The sequence below is a fragment of the Niastella yeongjuensis genome (genome assembly GCF_900110245.1).
Lineage (GTDB): Bacteria > Bacteroidota > Bacteroidia > Chitinophagales > Chitinophagaceae > Niastella > Niastella yeongjuensis.
Genome location: NZ_FOCZ01000004.1, coordinates 64267 through 89713 on the forward strand (window position 1 = coordinate 64267; position 25447 = coordinate 89713).

Sequence of the window (25447 nt, forward strand, 5' to 3'; positions counted from 1 at the left end):
AAAAGCAATCTTTCATGTTCCGCAAAATGATCTCGTTTAAGATCATTTTAATCAACCTAAGGCTGGCGTCAATGCCAGCCTTAGATATTCATACCAACTGAAGTGTTGAACGTTGCCTTAAAGTTGTGACATTTAACCTGATTAAACGATAAGGATCGACTGAAAACCAACCAAAGCTTAGCTATAAAATTGCATAGCATTCAATACTAAATGTGGTCTTTCTATATTTAATAATTCATTGTACACCGAATACCATGAATTTCAATAATTAACTAACCACTATAAGAAATAAATAAAACAACTTATCGTCCTCCATTCTGTCGGTGTTTAATTAACGATTCTGAACGACTATAAAATACTTTACTTGATCGAATGTCACGGCGTACTACGTTTATTTATAGCTCGTTGCCATTTCCAGTTGAAATTACAAATGTGACAAACAATAGAAAAAACATTTATCCCATTAATTGATTTTTCATCATTACAATTCAACTCAATTAGACCTTTTTTCAATGGCTTTCCAAATCAAGTTCCAATCCGCTATCCAATCCTTTTCGAACAGCTGGAATACCGCGGGTCATCCACTTAGGCGCTGGCGCACCCTTTAAATAATGGTCAAAAAACTGAGTTATTCTGGCCGTAAAATCCTCCGCATTTTTTCCCATCACTAAATGATTGCCATCGTCATATTCAATTAACCATACTTTTTTGTTAAGATATCTGAGTGCCAAAAACAATTCAACTGCCTGTCCCCATGGCACTGCTCCATCAGGTCGGCAGTGAAACATAAGTAAAGGAGTTGTTATTTTATTCACATTGAAAATCGGTGAATTTTTGATCCATAGTTTAGGAGCTGTCCAAAATGCATTGGCATTATTTAGCGTACTACTCAGCCTTGCTCTTCCATCACCATTGAGGCTTAAGTTATTACTGACGTAGTCAGTAACCCCAGCTCCTTCACAAGCCGCGGCAAAAAGATTGCTGTGGGTAATTAGAAAATTTGTATGTCCGCCGCCAAAGCTATGGCCAGTGATGCCCATTCTTTTGTTGTCAATGAATGACATTTTCGACAAATATGTCGCTGCAGCCACTACAGAATTATATGCACTTGGCCCTGACTCGTACTTGGTAAAATAAATATCTGAGGTAAACACCAAGTAACCGCGACTTACAAACCACGGAATATCCAAAGAAGCGCTACCCATAAATAATGGCATAGGGCATTCGTACAGACGCCCTGAGAAATTTCTATAATACGTAACTAGTAGTGGATATTTTTTTCCCGGATCAAAATTTTCCGGCTTGTAAAGAATACCCTGTCCAGGACTCCCGTCTAATTGTCTAAAGTTTACTAGTTCTGCAGTAAGCCAGTTATATCCCCTATGAGGCTGAAGATCTGTTAAAGGCTGGTAACTTTTAAAATCCGTAGTAAAAAAGTAATTTGGTGCTTGGTCAAAGGTTTGACGACTTACAATCCAAGAGTTTGATTTCGCTGCCTTAATTGGCTCGATTCCACTATCAAATTCGTCAGGAAGTCCTATTCGTAGCCAATGATAATATGTATAAGGCCCCATTGTAAGTAATCTCGGTGGGCCTTTCTTATTTAAAGAAATCTGGTAAAAACCATTGTATTTTGTAAGCGTGTTATATGCAGCCATAATTAAGCTGTCTTTCGTAACTACAGTATTAGGCTTTGTGTCAGTTACCTTGAACTTGATGTGATGTTTTCGACCATACCCTTCGGTGATGTTAATAGCAGGATTCTTCCCTAAAAGATCTAACAACCAAATATCGAAATTATCATAAACTAGGATACCACGGTCATCCGGTAGCCATCCAGCCGGAAGGTCAACAGGAAACGTATTTGAATATCGTTTATCGAATTCATCCCGATATGACAACCATCCTTTGGGAATATTTGATGATATTTTTACCAATTGTTTTAAATGTAAGTCATAGCTAAAATATTGTTCTTTTCCTGCATCAAACCAGACCAAAAAATGGCCATTCGGAGAAAAATAAAAATAACTTTCTGGGCTATCAGATACATTTAACAAAGTACTTGAACCATCTTTCAAACAAACAAGTTTAAAAGAACATTTGTAAGGTAACCAAAAACGGTCTCCCAGTGTGTCTCTGTTATCCTTTTTCACGACAACATAATCTCCATTTTCAGCAAAGGCATATACCACTTCGCATTTTTTCTCCAAACGTATAACTCTAGCAACCGTATCTATACCTGCAGGAAAAACACACAAATAAGCTGGCTCTTGAGCTGGAGAGCCTAATTGAAAAGATTGAATAAGAGGATCTTTATAATTCCAAATATTTACTTTCACGGATCCTTCGATAGGGACGGGTCTTACCACATTAGTTTTTAAATCAAAAAAAATATAGCGACCGTCATCACTAAATCTGGCGCTGGGTTGTATCAATAGACTGGATTCAATTCCAAGTGTACCATTTGTAACTTTCAAAACTGCTTTATCCATTCCTTCCCTATAATACCAGATCGAATAATTTTGATTACTCCCCCTCTCCGAAAAGCTTGAACTGTCGAGGACCGTAACAATAGCTTGAGTACCTGAGTTATCCAGGCTAGCGCTCTCAATGCTTTGACTTTCTCCTCGATAAACGTCATAAACTTTCTGATTTCTTAAATTAACAATTTGTAACAATACCCTCTTTCCTTCATCTTTTACCACAATTAATCCTGTACCTGATTTATTAAAATAAAATTTCCTTACCGAATGGAAACGCACTTCCTTTTCGGTAAGTAAGTTCAGTAACACCATTGTTTTACTGTCATCTTTTTGCAGATATGCTATCCATTCTCCAGGGCTACCTTGTGGAAATTGAACGGACTCTACATTTGTTATATAATCGACTTGATTGGTGCCTAATAGCACCAAAAACAACGTGTCATTACGTGTAAACGCAAACTTTTTGCTATCTATTGAAAAAAAAAGACACGTTGCACTTGTAAACTGTTTATCCCAGTCTTTGCGAACAGACTGAACAATTAAATTTTGGCTACCTAATGGCTTATTAATGATTCCATAGGCAAAGTATAAGCCATTACTACAAATAGAAACGTCATTCATAGCGTCAAACCTAGGCCATTGTCTAATGAGTGATTCGTCAACGGCCGGCTTTTCTATTTTACCTTGTGCAGTATCGAGGGACACATTCTTTTTTAAAGTTGAGAATTGGCAGTAACTAGTCGAGCCAATAAATAAGGCTATCATCAATATATATATATGCTTCATAAAACGTAAAAACATATTTATCATTTTAAAAATGTAAAAAGCGTCCAATAGTACTATAAGTTACGAAATTTAGATTAACAGCAGTCAACTTCATGATACCCTTCTTGACTGCACGAAAAGATATAACATAGATCCGGTATCATTCTTAGACTATCTTACATCACATTGTGTTTCCTAAGCTCAACTAAATGTAGTTGCACATATTCTTTAAATTGTCGAATGTTACAAATGACATTCTCTTCCTTTCTGAAATATTTAAAATTCGGACTATATATAATTGAATAGTTATTGAAACGGTGAAGGCATAATTGCTTGTCGCGATCATTGCTAAAAACTAACTGTGTTTTTCCCGCGAGGTAACGTGCCCAGAGCAGACTTATGCTTATTTTATCCAAGTCACTGAGCTTGTTAATATGAAAAATTTCGATAAAGTTCTCCACTCCAGGTAATTCATCCAATATGTCACAAACGACACCATCAGTTTTATCCTCTTCCAATAAACCTTTTACATAAATCCAATCGCCAGCCAATACACCGAATTCAAGATCTTGTTTGTTATAGAACGGACTGTTATTTAAAAAAAAGGCTTGGAGTTCTTTGGAATCGATTTTCATCTTCAGATCCTTTTTATGGCAGCATCATAGATCATAATGATAAATGCAGACCTGTTCAGTGAGTGATAGAAAGTTCAACTAAAATTTACATTTAAGTCTCATTTTAGATCAATAATGCACCGTCGGTTGTTTGTCACCAGGTAGGTTCTTTTTTTGTCATTTTTTCGATTACCGTCCTATAATCTTTCAACGCAGATTCATTTTTGTCATTAAATGCCTTTTCCAATGCCTTTGTTTCCCACTTTAAAGCCTCATCAGACAGACCTTTATTGAACAACATATTGTATTTATATATTAAGTTGGCATAAGTATCAAATAAAAGCTCCGTTGAGACTGCAGCATCAAATTTTTGCGATACTAAATCTCTCATCCATGTTATCGCAAAATTTATCTGCTCAGCGCTATCACTTCGTTCAAAAATCATCCAAGCGCATTCATTTATTAATGCAACATCACCTAAATTAGTTACATCCATGTCCCTGCGTTGCATTCGAGCGCTGAAGGTATTGACATAGGCGGGGATATTATTCGAATATCTATAATACTCGCACTTTGCCTTCAGTAAGGCGCTAGCAGCATACTCCGCGTTGTATTCCGCCAAAATTCTATGATTTAGGGAATCCCACGCCGGCTCCATTTTCATTAACATTTGGAGGTCTTTTCCTTTGTAAAAATTACTGAGAAAAGGAGTGCAAATTTCATTCATTATTACCCAGTTGACTTTTGCGGCCGCATAGCCCTTTTTTTTCATTATGGCATCCGTTCTTTCCCCGTTAGGATAAAACAGCACAAAGAAAGGGCTCTGGGAATCTACCAAGGTGGAAGAGGCAAGAAATTCTATATTCGAAGTGGTAGACCATTCATCCTTTTTTAATTCAGTGAGGTAAGTGAGATAATCCTTTGAAAGTTTCATGTACAAATCGTACTGGCCGAGATTCCAAGCTACTTGAATCATTTCGGGCATTACTTTAAATTTTTTCTTACCATTTGAATAATCAGCTACAAAGGCTTCAAATTTTTTATAAGGATTTACTGTTTTGTTCCCTGATCCGGTGGCTAGCTTTCCATCTTCTATTAATTGAGAAACGGATTTATATCCCACTTGTTTATTTACGAGAGAACCATTTGAGGTAAAAAATAGGAACGTCGGAAGCACCGTAATTTTATACTTCTTATTAAGTTCAATTGCATCAGGATACCAGTTTTTAATTCGTTGATTATCATCACTGGTTTGATCCATTTGAACCCTGACTGAAATGAATTTATCGTTGAAATAAGTGCCAACCTCATTATTTATGAATACTTGTTGCTCCATTAGTTTGCATGGACCACACCAGGTTGCGTAAGCATCGACGAAAATAAATTTATTCTCATTTTTTGCTTTTCTTTTTATTTGTTCCCAGTTTAAACTATCCTCGAATTTTATCCCTCTATTGGAAGTAATATTTTCTATAGCAACCTGAGATTTTGCATCAAAGCATAGAACAATAAAGAGGATCGGTAACATTCTCATCTTCATATAAATTGAATTGGCCTTTCGGCTACGATTAAATAATCATTTTTAATACCGTTTACTGATAACCGTAAAGCGACTAAATACTGCAATCCACATTAAGAAGTTAAGCTTACCTGTATATGTAAAGTAGCCAGTAAACTGCAATGCGTATATCGTCTCGACCGCCGATCATTTCAGGAGTCGTTTAACCTTTAATTTGAAAGTCAAATATTTTAAACCTCAATTATGTCGCACTTAACTTGCACAACTGTGGACTCACCCAAGATTGCTATTATGCAAATAGCTAAGCTCGATATTAACGATACGATATCGAGTTTCCTCCTTGATAGAGCGTAGGACATTTTCCTCTAACTGCTTTGGAAGCATTAGCACCTGCTCAGATTCTATAATTAGGAAATGACCCCACTTCCCTAATAACCCAGATTTTGCTTAAGACTTTGGTTTTTTTTCAAATCAGAAAAAAGAATTGGATAAATCTGTTGATATGATTGCCAATGAACCGCGCCGTTGGACTTCATTGGTGTAACAATATTCATTACAGCGTCCACTTTACCGGTTCTTTTTAAATCAAACCATCGGTTAGCCCACTCTGTGAACAATTCGACTTGGTTTTCATGTAAAATGGCCGACATTAAAGAATTTTGATCATTTGCCGTTGTAGGGCTAAGCCCCGCTCTTGCCCGAATGACGTTCAAATCACTTGCCCCACCGTTTATATTTCCAAGATTCGCTCTTGCTTCAGACCTAATTAAATATTGTTCCCCCAACCTCAGTACCATAAAATACTCAGTCACCGTGGCCTCGATGTTTTTATACTTAAATGGAAAAAAGTAAGTTGTACCTAATAAAGTGCAACTATCTATCCAATTGCCAGCTACTTTTCTTTGGTCATTGAGCTCAAAGCTGTTCAGTAACTGACTACTCAAATAAACTGGGCGATCATAACCATTCGGAAGATCAGGGCTAAGAATAAAGGTTTTCGCCTCTTCGGTATTGCTACCACCCCTTACCGGTTGTAGCTGCCAAATTGCCTCCCTACTGTTTTTCAGAAATACATCATTTAGAGCTACGGTATCATACATCGTATTGTTTTCAATCAGGTCAGAAGCTGATGATTCAGCATCTGACCAATTGCCAGCGTACAATTGAACTCTCGCTAATAATGCAATAGCAGCCCATTTATTTGGTCGTACTCTTTCTGCCAGTAGGCTACTTGGGTAATTCTTAAGATTACCATTAAGATAATCGCTACTTAATAACTCTTTTGCATCATTAAGATCTATAATAATTTGTTGGTAAACTGCAGGTGTAGAAGAACGGGCGAGTGAGCCATTCACTTTATAGTCCGCGGACAATGCCAATGGCACATCTCCATACAAATTCACCAAATAAAAGTAAAAAAACGCTCTTAAGAATTTAGCTTCACCCAATAGTTGTTTTTTTACGCTGGCAGTAAGTGAAGTTGACCCATTCAAACCTTCTATTGCAGCGTTGCACTGGTAAATATAGGAATAGAGAGGTGACCATAGTTCTGATCCATAGTTTTGGGCAGGACTTAATGCAAGCAATGAATTGGTGTAATATGATACATAATTAGGCAAGGGATTACTGTTATATAAAACCAATTCATCAGCTGATAAGCCAGCATATAAATTAATGCTACTATTTCCTGTCATTGTACCGGCTTGACTCATTTGAGTAAAAATTCCCGTTAACACAGCAATTGCATTATTATCCTCCTTAAATACGTTTTCGTCACTTATGCTAGTATATGGCGCATCTACTTGTACAATTTTTTTACAGGATGTTCCTAACACAATTATCATATTTAGGCTGATGAAAACATTTACAATTACCTTTTTCAAGCTCTGCCCAAATTTTATTTTATAATATATAGAAATCATAATTCTCTGTTTGATTGTTTATTCTTCTTTAAAATGTCAGCTGCACACCGGTAGTTATTGTCCGTAATGGCGGTAACGCTGTTATACTCTGGTTTTCAGGATCTAGCCCCTTATAATTTGTTATAGTGAGAAGGTTCTGACCTTGGACATATAGCCTACAATTTTGGATATGCAGTTTTTTCCCCCATTGACTCGGCAAGTTCCACGAAAAAGAAACATTTTTAAGACGAACAAATGATGCATCCTTAAAAGCGGCATCACTAAGATATAGGTAACCCAGGCCGAAAGAATAACCAGTCGTATAACTTTCGATAGGAGCTTGATCTCCGTTTTTTTGCCAGCGCTCCAATACGGTTGCAGGTTGGTTGCTGCTAGTTGTCGAAAAAGAACCGGGTGCTACGTAAGGAGTTGCACTATAAAAAACAGGTACTCCCTTTTGTTTGGTAAATTGGAAGAGAAAGTCAAGTTGAAAACCTTTGAATTCAATACTGTTTTGAAGACCACCGTAAAACTTTGGGCTTAAATCAACAAGTGCGAATCTGTCATTAAAATAGTCCGGAAGAGGTACGAGGGTTCCCTTTGCATCTGTAAATTGATATTTTCCCGTAGTCCTATCGACCCCAGCGAAATGAAAAACCTTTTTTGAACCTAGAGATTTGCCAACAACTAGATCTGAACTAGCATAACTCGAATTCTCAATATCTGGAAATGCAATTAACTTATTTTTCGGAATTGTGAAATTAAAAGAGCTATTCCATTTAAATCTATTGCTTTTAATATTAACTGTATTCAGTAAAAATTCTAAACTAGTATTTTGAACTGTGGCGGGAAAATTTTGTATTATTGCTGAGGAACCGGTCATTACCGGTAATTCGTATGGTAACAATTGATTGGAAGAGCGATTTCGTTGTAATGTTGAACTAAGAAGTATCCGGTCATTTAAAAACCCAAGGTCAAGTCCAATTTGCGCCTTCCTCGTCTCTTCCCATTGCAGGTAAGGATTAGATAATCCATTAGAAACTAAAGATGGAACGGTTTGATATGGAACTCCTACCGAGATATTATTATATAGACTTAGATAACTGTAATCTCCAATTTGATCACTTCCGGTGTTGCCATAACTTGCCTTAAGTTTCCCAAAACTCAACCATTTTAAATTCTTTTTTAAAAATGCACTTTGAGTAAAAACCCAAGCGGCACCTACACTCGCAAAATTGTGAAATTTATTTTTATCTCCGAAACGGCTGCTGCCATCCCTACGGAGGGCGGCGTTGAGAAGATACGTGTCTTCCCAATTGTAAGTGACCCTTCCGAAGCCAGCTACATATTTATATAACGAGTATCCTGACGAGGAGGTCAGAGAAAGTGCAGCTTGGGGATTGCGAAGAGATTCATCGTTACTATATCCTTTACCTGCATATAGATTATATTCCCAAGATTGCTGATTAAACGTAAAACCAGCAATCCCGTTAAGTATTCCTTTATTAATACGACCGTTGTATACAACCTGTGGTTCAGTGATAATGGACTTCATTGATCGGTTTCCGTATTGTGCAGCACGAGGGCTAGGAGTATAGTCCCGGTTTTCCGGAGCAAAATACCCTATTGAAACAGCGTTGTAATCATTGGTCTGTAAGCGTGAATAGCCGACATTTGCTTTTATTTCAAGCCGATCAAGTATATGGTAGCTTAAGTTGAAATTCCCCAACAGATTGTTCGTTCTGATGTCCGTAGTTTGAAAATAAACACTGTTTAATGGATTGGTCCAAGTAGAACTTCCTGAAGCATCCGACTCCCAGTTCAAAGTTCCATCTGTACTATACAAGTGCGGCGCTACAGGTGCCAAAGTAATTGCCTGATTAGTAAAATCTATACCTGGCAATTGATTGCGATTTGTCAAAAAGCTACCGGACAAATCCATATGAAGCCGTTGCCCCGAGGAACTATTATTTAAATCAAAATGCATACCCGCGCTTTCATTAGCAAAATTTCCAGGAAATACAGTCCCGCTTTTTGTATATGTACACCCGACTAGGTATTGCGCTGCAGGAACTCCACCCGACAATGAAGCGTTGATATTTGTATGGTGCGCGGTGCCGCCAATCAATTCTTTCTGCCAGTTCGTGTAATGCGAAGTGTCCCACAACGTTAGGTCTTTATTATTAAATGAAGACGCAGTCCAATCTATTCCATCGTTTTTGTAGGCCTCATACCGCATGTCGAGATACTCCCTGGTATTGAGCAACTCAATAAAATGAGCGACTTGCGACCATCCTTTTTGTATATTAATATTAGCCTTCGGTGTTCCTGATTTTCCTTTTTTTGTAGTAATAAGAATAGCACCATTGGCGGCACGTGATCCATATATGGATGTAGCATCCGCGTCTTTCAAAATATCAATTCTATCAATATCAGCAGGATTAATAAAGGCTAAGGCACTGGGATTAGTTCCGTTAATATTACTGGGAAAAAGAGCACCTTCATTTCCCGTTATTGGCATATTTGAATAATATGGCACACCGTCAATTACAATAAGGGGATCATTTCCTTTGGCTATACTGTTCTGCCCTTGTATACGGATCGTAACAGGGCCTCCGATGACACCACTTTCTTGAGTTATGAATAAACCGGGCACACGACCTTCTAAAGCTAATAACGGATTACCAACTGGTTGCTTTTCAATATCCTCAGCCTTAACCGTAGCCACATTTCCCGTCTGAAGTCTTTTAGTTGTCTGCCCGTAGGCTATCACTTGTACCTCGTCTAATTGGCTTGTTTTTGTTTTTAACTTTGCCAGAATTTCCTTTTGACCGCTTACATTGATTTCAAAAGATTCCATGTTAACACTGCTAAAAATCAGAACGGCATTATCGGAGACATCCGAAATACTGAATTCTCCAACTCCATTGGTAATGGTCTGCTTCTTAGTTCCTTTTACAGTTACCGTTACACTCGGTACAGGCTTACCATTTTCGTCAACGACTTTTCCGCGTATGTCAATCGGCAGGGCAATCTTATTATTGTTATCATACTGAGAGTCGTCATTTTTTTTTGGAAAGACAGTAATCATTTTCCCCGTTATACTGTAAGAAACTGGCTGATCCTTAAAAAGAAGATCCAAAACCTGATGCAAAGGCATGTCCTTTACTTGAACGTTAACTTTTTCTGTTTTCTTCACCCAGTCAACATTATAAAAGAAAATATAATCAGTTTGCTTTTCAATAGCTTTAAATATTTTGGTGAGTGGCGCTTCCTTTTCTGAAAGCGTAATGCTCTGCGAGTAGCTTCCAGCACTCACGTGCAGTGTGCAAACAAGCATTATAAAAGCAGTTATTTTCATGATCCTTACCGCCTGCCGGTATTTATCGTTAAGCAATCCGGGCCATGGCATGGGCATGCCGAAAGCCCGTTTTTTGCAGACACCGAAATGTTGCATAAATTCGAGTTTTGGTTAAAGAAATGACGTTCCTTAGTTGTTTTGTTAACCATGTTGGCCGGAAGTGTTGCAATCACTTTCGGCTCTTTTTTTGACCATTAGGCAGGTCATTAGGGCGGCTAATACCCTGGATAATTTCAATGGTTAACAGCTTTGCAGCTTGTAAGGAAGCAGGCGGAAGTTATTGGCAATTAGTAGTGTAAAGTTGAATAAGCGAATTATAGGAAAAGGAGATTGTGAGCATCGCAGTGATGAGCCGTGCATATGACAGCTACAATGACAATTTATTTTTTACGGCTATTTATTATTGAGTAACTATAATTTTTTTTCCCTCTATTCGAAAACGGATACCGTTTTGTTCCAGTACCTTCAATACTTCCGAAGCATTGGCATTGCGGGACAGTTTACCAGAGAACACTGGTTGAGGTATTTTGCCCTCATAAACGATCTCCATATCATACCATCTTCCAAATTCCTTCATCACCGTTTTCAGGTCTGCTTCATTGAATTGAAAATATCCGTTTTTCCAGGCAATGGCTTGTTCTGTATCTGCATGTTCTATCAGTTCGGCGATTTTGCCAGTTACGGCCGCCTGTTGTCCGGGTAGTAGTGTTACTGGCTTGCCACCAGTTGGCGTTACCTGAACACGTCCCTCGAGCAAAGTTGTCTTTATGGCTGCTTCATCTGAATAGGCATTGATATTAAAATGCGTACCTAACACCCTTATCTCAATACCGTTCGCCATAACAATGAAAGATTGATTATGATCAAGGTGTGCAACTTCAAAATATACCTCTCCGGTAATTTCTACACGTCGCGCTGAACCATTGAATGATACTGGGTAACGGACAGACGACGCGGAATTCAACCAGACCTTTGAGCCATCAGACAACTGCAGCCTGTATATCTCACCCTTTGCCGTTGTCAGCGTATTGTAAACAGCGTCTGCAGCTTTTCCTAACCCCTTAGCGTATGCAAGGCCCCCATTTTTATTAACCACTTCCGTATTGCCTTGCTGTGTCAATCTACCTACCCCACCGCTGTCCAGTACAATTGTGGACCCGTCTGAGAGTGTCAACTTCGCTTTATAGGTTCCGGGCGCTGCATCATGGACTATGGCCTCTGACTTTTGCTGTACTGTAATGCCTGGCGTGTTCTTTTTATTATTCCAGATATACAGACCCGCTGCAATGATCAGCATCGCCGCTGCGGGTATCCAAAATCTTGACGGACCACTCATGGATCTTACCGGTGCTTTATTCTCCTCTCTGATTAACTCGTGCACCGTCGCCTTCGCTTCGCCCGTCATAGCTTTTGCCTGTTCATATTCTTTCATCCTTTCCAACAACGAGTCCTGGTTAGTCAGGCTTTCAAGAAAGACCCGGTTACGTGGTGATTCATTCAGCCATACTTCGAGCGTGCCACGATCAGCTGCACTCAGCTCATCGCTTAGATATTGTTCTATCAGCCTGATCTTTTCAGGTAACCCATCGGGAAGCCCCAGTAGTTCCATGCTTTCAGGTTTACTATTTAATGATTTTTCTCGTCGAACGAATTAACAATTATATAACCCTCTTGTAATAGAAACAATCCTGAAAGATCAGATGTCCAAGAAATCTTTTAAAAAAAGGAAAAAAGTTTACATTAGCAGAAGTGCGGAATTATTGAGAGCCCGCCGTCTACCAATAATAACAAAGCAAGAAAATCCTCCTCAGACAATACAGCCTTCAGATATTTAATGGCGATATGTCTTTGCGTAGTAACGGTACTGGTGGATATGTTAAGCTGTTTGGCAATTTCACCAGCATGTAATCCCTCCAAATAAGTCAGCTTAAATATCTGTTTACATCGGTTCGGTAATTCTTCGATCTTATCATAGATCTTCTGCATCACTTCGGACTCGATCATGCGCAGTTCCACATTATGCTCATCGGCTATAACGGCCAGCCTGCTTTCGTATTCCTTTTTACCAGCCTGTTGCCTTTGTCGCCGGCGTAGGTAATTAAAACAATGATTGCGGGTAGTGATGTAAAGAAAGGCTTTAATATTAACCAGTGTCTCAAACCGCGACCGGAGGTTCCACAAACTAAGAAACACCTGGTTCACTATATCCCTAGCCTCTTCCCCATCACCAATCAATCTGGTAGCGAAGAATTGCATCTGCGGAAAGAATTCGTCAAATACCCGGTCAAATACACATTGCAGATCGCCCTTTAAACCTTCAATAATTTCTCGTTCGGTCATGTTAAATGCCATTACTTTGGTTGGTGTCAATAAAATGATATGGAACCTTTTTCATCATATGTGGTACAGTGTCCTTTAAATTAGCTTGAAATTATTGCAGGATAAAAGGTAATATGTGGAGGATACAAGTTTAGAAAGAGGATAACGTATACTGCTTGCGTTACTAAAGTAGATAACTACCTAAAAATAACGAAATTAAGAGTAATTCTTTGTTGCATTTAAAAGTATCTTCTACAACAATCAAAAAGATTGGAAGCGGAATTTAATTCCAGAAGATGTACCAGACACACTATATGCGCTACCAAATTTCTTAATTGCCTGTGTAAAATAAATAAAACCTTGTATTTATGAAATGTAGACGGCACAATAAAATTCTGAAGTGGTAAAATGTTGAGGTCAATCATCCCAACCATCGACTTGATCAAAATCAACATTTAAAGATTTCCCTGATTTTTATTAGTATTTTCCCCCTCATAAACCCTTTTTATTTAGCATATAGATCAATCGACAATCTCAAGAAAGTGGCGATACTGTAAAATGGTATGCCCGGTTTTCGCCGTTTTCTATATTTGAACCGGTTCAATAACCTTTAAATCAATCCTTGGCCGTTTTTCCATTTGGCAGTAAACATCAAGCGCTCTTTTAACTCCCCGTAGAAAGTCTTCTTCGTCTTCTTCAAAATCAATGTGCCAAATCTCAGCATCTTCAAATGCCGCACGTGCTATTTCCATTGGATTATCAACACCGGAATAAACTAATTTTTCAACACATGCTTCAAAATACTTATTGCCTATTGCATCAAATATGCGGGAACGATACATCCGGCCTCCCGTAATTTCTTTTCGAACCAGACCAGCAGCTCTGGAATTCGCACCGCCTTTTAACCCAAATTGCAAGCCTTCAATCAGCCATTTTTCAAAACAATCAATGGTTGAAATTTTATATCGTTTATCATTCCAATACAAATCCTCGAACATTTCGAACCAAAAATACTCATGCTCTATTGATTCTGAGCCTCTAGCTTCTCTATTCATACCTGATACTGCTCTCAAAATTGGATATCGATATTTTTGTTTTAGATAGTCAATTTGTATTATGGAGATAGGTGGCAGTTTTTCAATAATTCTTTCTTCATAAGGTAAAAGTTTCCAACTCATACACCGCTTTTTACTGGTTTATTGGAGTAAAATCCATACTCAAAAGACGTTCAGCAGACTTTATAAGGCAAAGTATATTCCTGTATGTATCAAGCACACTACAAGGATCGGTAATTTCCGTTTTCCATGGACCGAAATGATTAATACCAGCTTCTAACAAATCCTCCAATTCTCTCATGATATAAACCATGGGAAATTTTTCAAAAAACGTCACAATTACCTGTGTAGGGTTGGCAGCCTGTTCCTTACTAAGCAAGTTAGGCGTATAAACTTTTAGACTCCATGCTCTGATAGACGAATCCAATATTCTTTCCAGATTAATTACATACAAGGCTTCAATAAGTAAAAGCAGTTGATCTTTAAAGTTGACTAAAATCTGTTGATCATCTCCATCACTATAAGCGCTCTCCTCCGAAACCAATCCGATTTCCACCCATTCTTTTAAATAATCAATGGACCAAATAGCGGGATTAAAAACTTCTTTTATTACAAATAACGGATCATCATTCACATATTCAATTCGTCGTTTTCCCTTATTAAAGATTTCACCAGGGTCAGCGGCAGATCCCTGACGGATCGGCCGGACTGAATTAACATTATCACTTAAGGTAGTATTCAGTTCTGCTTCAGACTGTTTAGCTTTCAAAACAAAAGCAGCTTCAATAACCTCTTCTAATCCTTCATAAAAACACATATGATTGCTTCGTTCAAGCGGCTCACTGGAAATGCTTCCCGGACTTGAAATAATAGCAGAAAGCCACTGCCATAACACTTCCCGGGTCTCATTCAAATGATAAGTTTGAAAAAACTCAGTAAAAATAAGTAGCGGATCATTTAACTGTTCTTCAGTAAGGCGTAATGGCTCGTTATACCAATGGGGATGTTTGTTGTAGGTTTTACCCTTGAAAGCTGATTTTGTTGAATTGGGCAGTGGCTCAATCATTAGATAGAAATTAAAAGTTAATGAATATAATAATGAGCCTATAAAGGGAGGAAGTTTCGGAGCGGTATATAATGAAAAAACAATAGGATTGGAACCCGCCTGCCCTTTGTCACGAGGCCCTGACAAGGCCTACCATCAACCGATGGCCAGACACAAAAGACATAAGCGAGCCCAACCCTATTGTAAATATAAGGGCCGGGCATTACACTTACGCTCTCGCGTCTGTTGAAATTGTCAGGTTTCGTGGCGAGAAGCTCATAAGATAATGCCGAATGCTAGTAAGCTGTAATAAAAACACCGATATTAACTACATAGGCTAATCATTTCATTTATGATTACACTAAGATAGGATTTTATTTTCTATTATATGCGATCGCATATCAATTAGTTTTTAAAAATCCTTGACTTTTCCTTTTTACATATAAACATGACTAATCAGGAAAAAGAAATATTAAAGTTGAAATTTGGCTTAGCAGTTATGAAAAAAATTGATGAGAATAAAGCATTAGCCAAATCGAACAAGGAAAACGGAAAGGAAAGTGATCAATTAATTGACAGCTTACGTAAACTTGAAGCTTCATCCGGAATCCCTTATCCAAGTATTCAGAGAATAACAGTGGGTGAAAAAAACGCAAGTTTTACAACCATTTCGGCTTTAATTGATGGACTGGATATGAACCTGGATGAATTCTTTGCCAATTATTATTATAAGATATCAGACAGCGAAGTAGAAAAAAAGCTAAAAAAGAACAAAAAGTAACTCCGTTAGATAAATGATACAGGGGCTAAGTCTGCCTACCTGGTATTGCCTTTTGCAAATTGAAAACATTACGCTACATAGAAAAAGAGTCCCGCATTTCACGGGACTCTCCTACTAACAACACACTAGCCCTATTCCCCTTCATTCAGTACCGCTGTCTGGCTTACGGCGCCCATTACTGTCCCAGCTAAGGCCAAATAGCCTGCTATGTCGGTAATGATAGCTGGCAATGCCACAGGCGAAGCAAACACGGCAGCGCTTACTGCTGCCAGGGCCACGCCTATGTTGCGAAGTATTTTGAAGAACTTCGGCGTGGTTTCCTGCATTCTCGTTATAATACCCATGTCTTAAAATTTACTGATTAAAAAATAAACATTACACACTACTAATCGATTGCATAACCATATTGCGCAGCTTACCGGACAAAGTCCCTGCGCACTGGACCCAGGCCAATAAGGTGTGCCACGTAGCAGGCATGGAAGCTTCGATATATACATGCCTACCAGGGACACACAAGCGCATTACACTGGCAACTCCTCCCCTTTAGGGGCTGGGGGCGAGTATTACACAGGCTTATCTACCAGCAGTATGGTGGCCGCATTCCGCAGTCCCGACTTAAGCGGATAACTCCGCGCGTTCACCTGTTGGTAATACTCGATGCCCAGCATCGCTATTACGATATTCGTGCTGGCGGCTGGTAATGCCATTGTAAGCGTAGCTGCCTGCGTAGGATCGCTATTGTAAGGCAATTCATTCGTTCCCTGCATGGCATAATCATACGCTTCCGTGTCGAAATTGACAGCGGCAGCTGCAGCCACGATCCTGTAATGGGTCATGCCTCTGGCCCTTTCCACCATGTTACGGGGCACAAAAACGGGAATGTTCACTACTACTTCTCCCGACACCCGGTTGAAACTCATAGGGCAGCGCACAAAAAGTGAACTCGTAATACCTGCCCGTTCGTTGAACTGGAAATCCTTCAGCTCCTTAAAGTCGCCGGCATTTACCGTACGTTCACCCCTTTCATTTATGGGGTCGGTCTTTACAATAGTGAGTATTACCTCCAACAATCGCGCGTAGGTGATTCTGTCCTTCGCTATACTTGTTACTTCCTTGAAAATCGTACGCAGCAAGGTAGCTGCTTTACTGGCGGTCTTAAACTCCGCATTGTTCTCCCGTGTACGATCAAAAGCAGACGCATTTTTTATTCTGTCTGCCGATATTCCACGATTGGCTGTTGTTTTTGCCATTGAAATAAAATTTTTTTAGTTAAAAAATAGGCGGCCAAATGCCGAAAACATTTTACAAAAGCGAAGGTGGCCCCCTGGGCCCGGTCCTAGCGCCCAGGAATGTTCGAATTGATATCTGTCTGCCTGGGAATTTTGTTCGAATGATCATGCTGTAAAATTTGTTTTGCAACAAGTAATTAATACAACACAAATATGGCCCTGTAAAAAGGCGTTATATCATAGTGTAATCATAGGCTATGAAAAATATATTTTGAAAGAATAGAAAAAGACGGACTAGCTGGCGGGCATGTATACCTGATCTTGCAATGAGCGAGAATTGTATAAAAATGGCGGGCAGTATGGAAAATAAAAAAGATAGCCTCAATAAAAAGGCTATCTATCAGTTCGCTGACTGAGGCTTGTGAAACGTTATTTTAAAAGCAAAAAAACTTATCCCTGGCCATCACCTTGCAATTCATCAATATATTGTAAATAGCCTTTGCGAAGGCTATCGAGAAATTGTGTATACCCTCCTTTTTTACGACGAAGAATTTCCTGAAATACGGTGGTATAATGGGGAACTTTAATTTTAAAAACAAATTGAAGGTAATCGAAGATCTCCTTTAAGGTAGCTGAACCGTTATTGAATAAACCATTTGCTTTAGCAGAATAAACGAATTCCACGAAGGCAGATTTGTGATGTGTCCAATTAAGAGGGCGGACTTTAAACTTCACTTCCTCATTTTCAATTTCCTTTGGCGACAGCGCTTTTTGAAGATATCCAGCCAATAATTCATTGGCTATTATGCGGGAGAATATATAATCGATTCCGGTAGAAAATAATGGATGGGCATTTATATCATCGATGCAAAACGATAATGAAGCACCTTGTTTGTTACGTAAGAATAATTTATCATCAAACAGTGTTTCCCTGCACCGGTGGTATTGGTAAAAGAATTTATTGTCTATAAAAAAGTGTTGCACCCGGTCTAATTGACTTCGGTAAAAGATCTTAATATCCTCTTCGTTGCCTATCGGCCGGCTTGTTTCTAAACAGTATACATGCTGATAAAAAAGGAGCAAACTATAAAACTTCGGTTTTATTTCTTTAAAGAAAAAGATCTCTTCCGTGTCACAGGGAAAGCCGGTTTGAATAACATGTTCCTGCAGTAAGTTCATGGCATCCCTGCAAGCGTGCAGGGACTGTTGCGCCTGACTAAGCGAATTTTCCGGCTTGTCAAGAATGGCGGCCAGCTTATCAGTTAATTCCTGGAACAGGACTTCCCAAAAAGGCAAATGTTTTGTTACTTCCATTTTCATAGTAGTAATTTTTAGTCAATAGTTTTTATTACCGCATTCTACGATTTAAAAGGATCGAATACCAATACGCGTTACGACTGTTAGGGGGGAGTTGCTATTGACTTCAAATTACTATGTAATAGGCAGATAAAAATTGATATATTTTAAGATTTATTCATTTCCGTTTTATCCGGCTAAAATATTCACTCGTAATTCCCAAATATGAGGCAAGGTGTTTACTGGCTACCCGTTGAAGCAGTTCTTGTTGATTTGTTACCAGCCATTCATATCGCTCCCTGGGAGGTTTAGATTTTACAAACGATAGTTGATCCGATAGCAGGTAATATTTGCCGGTAAGCACGAGGCCTATTCGTTGAAACTCGGGAAACCTGTAATAAATTTCGTATAGCTCATCGTGGGTTATATAAAACAGTTGGGATGGTTCCAGGGCCTGGATGTATTCATAAGATGGTTGCTGCATATAAAAACTGGAAACGGAAAATACTACGTCACCCTCGCTCATAAACCACCTGTTAACGTCTTTTCCTTTAGACAGGTAAAAGCATCGTAACAATCCGCTTTCTATAAAACTCACCCGTCGTGACGTATCCCCTTCTTTTAAAAGGTATTCATTTTTGGCTAAGGTTTTCGATTTCAATGTTTTCCGTAAATGCTCCTGTAAGTCAGAAGACAAGGGTTGCACTTTATATTGGGAAGGCCCTGGCTCTTGAATCGTGTTTAAAAATTCAAGTATACGCATAGAAAATAAGGTTTAATGAAAGTTCATGAACAGGCATACAGCCTGTGTAATTAATATTTAAGGTAATGAGCAAACGAAGATGTCCGGCTGGAGTTATAATGGGCGACTATGTCAGGCTTAAAACACTTTTACAACAGCCAGGGCATTATGTTTTTTATCAACCGGTGTAATACTCCCTCGGTCGTCAAGAAAGAATTCTATTCCCAATGCAACAATAACAGTCTTATCAGGCTGATAGTCAATAACTGGAATCTGCAGCTGCAGGTCTTTATGATGCTGCAGGGCCAAATCCAAAATATCGGTTTGCACGGGTTCAACCGGGAACGCTTCTTTTTCTAAATCCACCGACGCCGCCAGGGCAGTCAGCATAAAAGCGTTGGCGCCAGATGCCGTGTCTATCATAGCCTGGGGAATAATGGAGGGAAAGCTGATGGTAGCCCGCATCAGCTGGTTATCGAATATAATCGAATAAGGTGCTTTTAAAACATTCTGCAGGTTGGTGTCGCGGTTAAAGTTAAACCCTTTCAGAGTGGTCAACACGCCCTGTGGCACCCTGCGTTCGCCCCGTCCGTTTACGAGGTCACTTTGAAGGATCTTAAACATTGTTTTAGTAAGCCGGCCTGAAACATAACGATCCGCCTTATTGCGCATTCCCAGTTTAAAAGCCTGCCGAAGCAGGCGGTTAGCCGTGCAGGCACGGGAAAACTCTGCGTTGTTTTGCCGGGTCAATTCAAAAGCAGGGTCGGCAAGCACCCGTTTGCGGTTTAATGGCGTTTTCTTCTTCATATGGAACTCAGGATTATTATACTGACAAGCCTACCCGAAGTTATCACTTATATACATACAATATAGCCATTTCCCGGAAATAATTGCACTGTAATTGCACTGGATTACCACTGTAACTCCACTCCTCAGTGCAATTACAGTGCAATTATGTTGGTAGTTTAATGGGAGTAGTACCGGCTATCCACCGTATATAGCATAAGGCAGACTACATATAGACATGGGGATCACAAGGCAAAATTGTGGAAGTCGTATTGAGCTGCAGGCCGATGCACATATGGCTCACCAATACTACCGGCTTGTTACACAATCAAATATCAGTTATTGTAACAGGGCGAACAACAACACTGCTCCTATATGGGAATGGAGGCATTTAATGCAGGTAGCGATTCTAAAATAGGCCAAAGCCTTTGTAAAAATGTGTTGCTTTGCAAACAACAATCCCATTTGCACGGTAATTTACTATGGAAGGGGCCATGCGGTGCTTGGGCGTTTATCTTTTTTCTGACATATATTTGTATAACAACGATTAAACAAATATGCATATAAAACTCACCTTATCTTTCCTATTCCTTTTTGTTCTATCTGGTTTTGGGCAAAAGAATGATAAAATGGACTTCAAAGCTAAATTCTGGATTGCATACCTGGCCAATGATACTATGTATGATCTCTTAAAATATAATGTTGCTCAAGACAGTATCATAATAACACGCAAAACAGACCCGGGGTTTTCAGGAAAATACAATATTGTATTTAGGCAGAAATTAGATAATACACAGAAAGCAAGTTTATCTAAAATATCATTGTTAATTAGTAATAGTAAATTTAATTCTTATTATTACAATCCATGCATAATCCATGGATCGACAATTGAATTTTGTTTTATGTGGCCTGACCAAACAAAAAGGATTACTGTAGCGAATTATTATTCATATAAATTGGGGCAGGTTGTCGATTTTGTTAATAACAATGTGCCCGATAAGTATAGAATTTTATACAACAAGATCAAGCTTCAGGCTGACTTTAAAAATTGTCTAAGCAAATAGTAAAATTAAAAGAGGTTTCATTCGTGCCTCAAAATGTAGTTGCTCGGGTGTTTACCTATATCCATAGAGCCTGGCTTCACGATGCGTTACTTATACACTTTTATTGTCACAATTATTGGAATCGGATGGATTCAATATAGAATTGATGCAGGGAACGAAAGATGGCGGTGTTGATATAATTGCCACAAAATTGCATGGTATCTCCGGGTATTACAAAACACTTTGGCAGGCAAAAAAGTATTCAAAAAATAAAGTATCAATAAACACAGTACGCGAATTAGCAGATAGCGTAAATGAGTTCAAGGCATCTAAGGGAATTATTGTAACATCAACTTATTTGACAAAGGATGCATTGTATCGCATAGAGCGTGATAAATATATTTTAAGTAAAGTAGACAGGGTAGATCTGGACAACTGGATCAACAGCATTTTGCGTCGGCATTTATAAACATTGAATGTAAAAGCACCTTCGTTAACAATCAAAAAGCATAAAGGCGGAATTAAACCCTAAAAACTCCTAATAAGACTTCGATGGTTATCCATAGAACTCGTTAGTCCGTTAATAAACAAAAAAAGCCGGTTAAACCGGCTTTTAGTATTACTTTAAGTTAGTTGACTATTTAGCTTGAGACTTTTTGAAAGATTCAGGTAGCCCGACTTTCTTTAAAAACGCAGCAGCAGCCTCCCTTTTCTTAATAAAGTAAGGATCATTGGCATAGTCCTTTACTGATTTATCAGTGACTGCCTTACTCTTTGCTGTCAATTTCTTTTTAGTTATATTTCCCATCATCAACTGATTTAATATTTCAAATTTAAGAATTTATTTGCCCTTTAGCAAGAACGCATCGAAATTAACACCCTTTTGAAAGGGTTGCCATGAGGAATTTATACTCCCTTGTATTTCAAATATTAAGCTAATTTGATCCCATAGCCTGGCTATCCCCATCTGATATAACCGCGTACGAGATTTGGTGCTTCCCCATGCTAAAATGATAGCTTGAGGATGGTCTTTCATGAATTCATATACCGTTGCAGCTACCGTTGCCAGCACTTTATCCCGATCGGAGTTATTGGAAATAGCAAGATCACTAAAATGCAGATCTTTATCGTCCCAATCGCCAAACGCGAGATTGTATACTTCCTCATTATAATCCACTAGCCTATAAAACTCAACTATCTTCTTAATATTACCATTAGGCCCATTACTGAAAAATTCATAATAATAGCTGGCTGGCCGTTTTGTGAAAGAATAGGTTTCAAGTTGCATTGCTATTGATTAACCGTGTTTAAATAATTATTAGCAAGACTGAATACTGTAATTGGCCGGTCTGTATCTAGCCAATTTTACGACCCAATAGGTTTTAAAAAAACGGGCAAATGTTTGTAAGATTAGTAGCAGAGAAAACCCGGAGGCTGGGCATTGATTAGTTTCCATATTATTGATTATTGGTATTATTTATTAAAACAACTTACTTGCCCTGTTGTACTAACTGCATCCCATCACTCTTTATCCACAATTCCTTTATCTTTACAACTTCGGTAAAATGAGGATATACTTGTATTTCGTTCACTTATGACCGAGAATGTTCAACCATTGTACCGGCAAAAAATGCATTAATGCGAAATGATCGGCGGGCAGTATGCGAAGGGATCCAGGTACATTAGGGTTAACAGATCCAATTTAATAGAACAATATAATGCCATCAGTTTGCCAATGATCATTTGCAAAGTCACCTAAACTTCTCCCGCAAAAATAGTTACCCCGTTAGTGAGCGTTACAGTAGTAGCGAACGTATGTAGGGCAATGTGGCACCCATGTATCTTTTGTATTCCCATACTGGCAATGGGAATGGTCTTTGTACCGGTCAAGAATGGTAAGAGCGGTGGGTACCGATAATGATCTCAGAACGCTTGAGCTTCTTTATCAAATATCAGTTTTTGAAACAAGGCGATCGTAAACCCATTGAACTGCTTGTTTATGGGATTGCAGCGTGAAAGTAATGAGCCGATTGGAAGAAGAATTAAATTCCGAAAGATGTACCAAACACACTATGCCCTACCATTTTTTTAATTGATTGCCTAATATAATTAAATCCTCGTATATTCGAAATCTGAACAGCAATTAAATATCGAACTGCTGAATTATTGAGGACAATCATTTTTGCTACCATCTTGACTACAATCAATTTTTTAAAAATTTCCTGATTTCCATTAGTAAATTTCTTTCCAATTGTTGTTTTAATAGTAGAATACCATATTAATCACTGCTTTTAGACAGCTTCCTACCACGATTTAGGAGAGTTCGTTCTATGCAATCCTTTTTAATCATTTAGCATTATCCATTCACATAGCTTCCTAATGCGTAACCCCGGCGCATTAAACATTTTCGTATGCTGCAAAACCATTGCAGCATATTATGAGTATTTTAATTAATAACTGGCGCATATAGCACCAACAACTTAAACACTCAAACAACCAAAGCTTTATGCTAAATGAAGCACCAATGGATAATGACTCACTCTTGATCCAACAATTTAAGGAAGGAAATGAGGAAGCGTTTAATAAAATTTATTACCAATTTAGCCACTCTCTTTATTATTTCGCCGAAACACTCATTAAGAATCGCGAACAAAGTCAGGAAATTGTCAATGATAGTTTCATAAAGCTTCACACCAGATGTTCGCATTTCGACACAATTCCCAACATAAAAGCCTTTTTGAATTTAACTGTGAGAAATGCCTGCTTTGATTGGCTTAAAGGGAAAAAGGTGGAAAACAAAAGGTTCGGAAGAAAGGTAGAAATCTTCGATGACATTCATGCTTATGACACTTACGAATCAGAGCTGGCCAGCATTCAATCGGAAACAATAGATAGAATCTTTGAAGAGGCAAAAGCATTGCCCCCCGTCTGCCGAAAAATTTTCCGGATGCATTATATTGACGGGAAGAAGTTAACCGCCATAGCCAAGGAACTCGGGCTCAAGAAGGGCACTATAAGAACACAACTAAATGTTGCAGTACGCAAGTTAAAAGGTTCCCATAAACTGCTCACCTTGATGCTCTTCAGCAAACTAATCCTCTTTTTTTTATAAAATAGTAAAATAGTTGCACAAAGCTTTCTTACAAATCTGCTGTCTGTCGTTTTTAATATAGGTAACAGTAAGATTTGAATAAAAGGTATGATCAGTGCACATCTATCAAGTAAACTGTTAAAGATGTTACACAACAAACAGATCCCCGCTCTTATCCTGAAATTCCTTCGTGCGGAATTGACCCCGGCCGAAGAAATTCAATTTAATGAATGGATCAATGCTGATCCAAGAAACGCGGCTTTGGTCAAAAATTTTGAGGACGATAGTTGGGTGTATCAGGAAATGAGAAAGTATGGACAAGGACCATCAGCAGCGGCGGAAAAAAATCTTCGGGCAAAGTTGAATCAAGCTAAAGGCGGGCCAGTGCCACCGATAGAAAAGAAAATAACACACCCATTTTTCCGGTATATGATGGCCGCCGCTGCAATTGCTGTAATCGTTGTGGGAACTATATATATAGGTAAGTATGGAACAGCAAAGAAAAGTGACACACCAACAGTTACCCGTGTAGATTCAACCAATGATCCCATGCCGGGGAAAGACACAGCGGTATTGACATTGGCAGACGGCACAAAATATACCTTAAATGATACAGCTGATGGCACTATAGCAAAGCAAGGCAATGTTGAGTTTTCGAAAAAAGGTGGTGTTATATATTGTAAAGCAGAACCGGGAAGTGTTGCCCCGAAAAACATAGGCTATAATACACTGGCAACTCCCAAAGGCGGGAATTACCAACTCGTATTACCGGATGGCAGCAGGGTGTGGTTAAACGCTGAAACCCAAATACAATTTCCAACCGTTGATACCGGCAACAAACGAATGGTGACACTGGTAGGGGAAGCCTATTTTGAAGTGGCGAAAAACAAAGCCAAACCTTTTATAGTAAAAGCGAATGGTGGGGATATAACAGTATTGGGTACACATTTCAATGTAATAGCTTATCCCAATGAAAGCTTTTCAAAGGCCACGCTAATCGAAGGAAGCATTGGTATTGCATCCGGAGGAGAAGTGAAATTGATAACCCCTTCTCAGTCGGGTCTTTATACAATGGGAAGCAAACCTACCGTCTTCAATGAAGACAATGTAGACAGGATCATAGCGTGGACAAACCACCAATTTTCGTGGAATGGAGATAGCCTTACTACAGCACTCCGTGAAATTGAACGTTGGTATACTGTAAAGGTAGAATACAAGGGAGAAACACCCACTACGATCTTAGAGAACCTTAATCAGCCCAAAAAGAAATCCCTGAAAGACCTGTTGAATGACCTTACTATCTACGACTCCAGTGTTTCCTATAAACTGGAAGGCCGAACAATATTTGTAAGCACCCAAAAGCGGCCATAAAAAAGAGTGAATACCATGTAACCTTGGGCCTTATCCGGAGGCTATT

At 38.8% G+C, this 25447-nt stretch carries 20 protein-coding genes; 4 read left to right on the plus strand and 16 right to left on the minus strand.

What is annotated here, in order from left to right:
- Positions 1-509: 509 nt before the first annotated feature.
- The 9 genes from BMX95_RS11710 to BMX95_RS34945 all read right to left on the minus strand — a co-directional run bounded on the left by BMX95_RS11710 (position 510) and on the right by BMX95_RS34945 (position 15083).
- Positions 510-3284: a S9 family peptidase gene (locus tag BMX95_RS11710; RefSeq protein ID WP_165758929.1), complete on the minus strand. Its 2775-nt coding sequence runs from the start codon at positions 3282-3284 to the stop codon at positions 510-512.
- Positions 3285-3424: 140 nt separating this feature from the next.
- A complete protein-coding gene (locus tag BMX95_RS11715) occupies positions 3425-3883 on the minus strand; it encodes a hypothetical protein (RefSeq protein ID WP_081200583.1) in 459 nt (152 codons plus the stop codon).
- Positions 3884-4016: 133 nt separating this feature from the next.
- Positions 4017-5402: a thioredoxin family protein gene (locus BMX95_RS11720; RefSeq protein WP_081200584.1), complete on the minus strand. Its 1386-nt coding sequence runs from the start codon at positions 5400-5402 to the stop codon at positions 4017-4019.
- 407 nt (positions 5403-5809) lie between these two features.
- Positions 5810-7303 carry a RagB/SusD family nutrient uptake outer membrane protein gene (locus BMX95_RS11725; protein ID WP_081200585.1) on the minus strand — a complete coding sequence of 498 codons (1494 nt, stop codon included), beginning with the start codon at positions 7301-7303 and terminating at the stop codon, positions 5810-5812.
- A 28-nt stretch (positions 7304-7331) separates the two neighbouring features.
- A complete protein-coding gene (locus BMX95_RS11730; RefSeq protein ID WP_081200586.1) occupies positions 7332-10739 on the minus strand; it encodes a SusC/RagA family TonB-linked outer membrane protein in 3408 nt (1135 codons plus the stop codon).
- 304 nt (positions 10740-11043) lie between these two features.
- Entirely contained in the window at positions 11044-12252 is a 1209-nt protein-coding gene (locus BMX95_RS11735) for a FecR family protein (protein ID WP_081200587.1), read from the minus strand.
- Positions 12253-12383: 131 nt separating this feature from the next.
- Positions 12384-12983 (minus strand): RNA polymerase sigma-70 factor, encoded by a 600-nt coding sequence (locus BMX95_RS11740; RefSeq protein WP_165758930.1) that lies wholly within the window; start codon positions 12981-12983, stop codon positions 12384-12386.
- Between the two features lie 563 nt (positions 12984-13546).
- Entirely contained in the window at positions 13547-14140 is a 594-nt protein-coding gene (locus BMX95_RS11745; RefSeq protein ID WP_081200589.1) for a hypothetical protein, read from the minus strand.
- Between the two features lie 10 nt (positions 14141-14150).
- Positions 14151-15083 carry a hypothetical protein gene (locus tag BMX95_RS34945; protein ID WP_177193691.1) on the minus strand — a complete coding sequence of 311 codons (933 nt, stop codon included), beginning with the start codon at positions 15081-15083 and terminating at the stop codon, positions 14151-14153.
- Positions 15084-15510: 427 nt separating this feature from the next.
- On the opposite strand from BMX95_RS34945, the gene BMX95_RS11755 reads away from it, so the two are divergent.
- Positions 15511-15843, plus strand: coding sequence for a hypothetical protein (locus tag BMX95_RS11755; RefSeq protein WP_081200590.1), 333 nt, complete (start codon positions 15511-15513; stop codon positions 15841-15843).
- 131 nt (positions 15844-15974) lie between these two features.
- Here BMX95_RS11755 and BMX95_RS11760 read toward each other — a convergent pair whose 3' ends face one another.
- From BMX95_RS11760 to BMX95_RS11780, 5 genes are all read right to left on the minus strand, one after another.
- Positions 15975-16187: a hypothetical protein gene (locus BMX95_RS11760; protein ID WP_081200591.1), complete on the minus strand. Its 213-nt coding sequence runs from the start codon at positions 16185-16187 to the stop codon at positions 15975-15977.
- Positions 16188-16406: 219 nt separating this feature from the next.
- Positions 16407-17093, minus strand: a complete 687-nt coding sequence (locus tag BMX95_RS11765; RefSeq protein ID WP_081200592.1) for a hypothetical protein — start codon at positions 17091-17093, stop codon at positions 16407-16409.
- 429 nt (positions 17094-17522) lie between these two features.
- Positions 17523-18392: an RteC domain-containing protein gene (locus tag BMX95_RS11770; protein ID WP_081200593.1), complete on the minus strand. Its 870-nt coding sequence runs from the start codon at positions 18390-18392 to the stop codon at positions 17523-17525.
- 154 nt (positions 18393-18546) lie between these two features.
- Complete coding sequence (locus tag BMX95_RS11775) at positions 18547-19131, minus strand: Crp/Fnr family transcriptional regulator (protein ID WP_081200594.1); 585 nt, start codon at positions 19129-19131, stop codon at positions 18547-18549.
- Positions 19132-19248: 117 nt separating this feature from the next.
- Complete coding sequence (locus BMX95_RS11780; protein WP_081200595.1) at positions 19249-19917, minus strand: hypothetical protein; 669 nt, start codon at positions 19915-19917, stop codon at positions 19249-19251.
- A 1146-nt stretch (positions 19918-21063) separates the two neighbouring features.
- On the opposite strand from BMX95_RS11780, the gene BMX95_RS11790 reads away from it, so the two are divergent.
- Positions 21064-21408 carry a restriction endonuclease gene (locus tag BMX95_RS11790; RefSeq protein ID WP_133053915.1) on the plus strand — a complete coding sequence of 115 codons (345 nt, stop codon included), beginning with the start codon at positions 21064-21066 and terminating at the stop codon, positions 21406-21408.
- A gap of 168 nt (positions 21409-21576) precedes the next feature.
- Here the strand turns inward: BMX95_RS11790 and BMX95_RS34950 are convergent, their stop codons facing one another.
- Both BMX95_RS34950 and BMX95_RS11795 read right to left on the minus strand, forming a co-directional pair.
- The gene (locus tag BMX95_RS34950) at positions 21577-21747 is read right to left on the minus strand and encodes a hypothetical protein (RefSeq protein WP_177193692.1); all 171 of its coding nucleotides are present in this window, start codon (positions 21745-21747) and stop codon (positions 21577-21579) included.
- Positions 21748-21780: 33 nt separating this feature from the next.
- Positions 21781-22227, minus strand: a complete 447-nt coding sequence (locus BMX95_RS11795) for a DUF6934 family protein (RefSeq protein ID WP_081200598.1) — start codon at positions 22225-22227, stop codon at positions 21781-21783.
- 1218 nt (positions 22228-23445) lie between these two features.
- Here BMX95_RS11795 and BMX95_RS11800 point away from each other — a divergent pair.
- On the plus strand, positions 23446-24051 hold the full coding sequence (locus BMX95_RS11800) for an RNA polymerase sigma factor (protein WP_081200599.1): 606 nt from the start codon (positions 23446-23448) through the stop codon (positions 24049-24051).
- A gap of 123 nt (positions 24052-24174) precedes the next feature.
- Positions 24175-25401 carry a FecR family protein gene (locus BMX95_RS11805; RefSeq protein ID WP_165758931.1) on the plus strand — a complete coding sequence of 409 codons (1227 nt, stop codon included), beginning with the start codon at positions 24175-24177 and terminating at the stop codon, positions 25399-25401.
- Positions 25402-25447 lie beyond the last annotated feature (46 nt).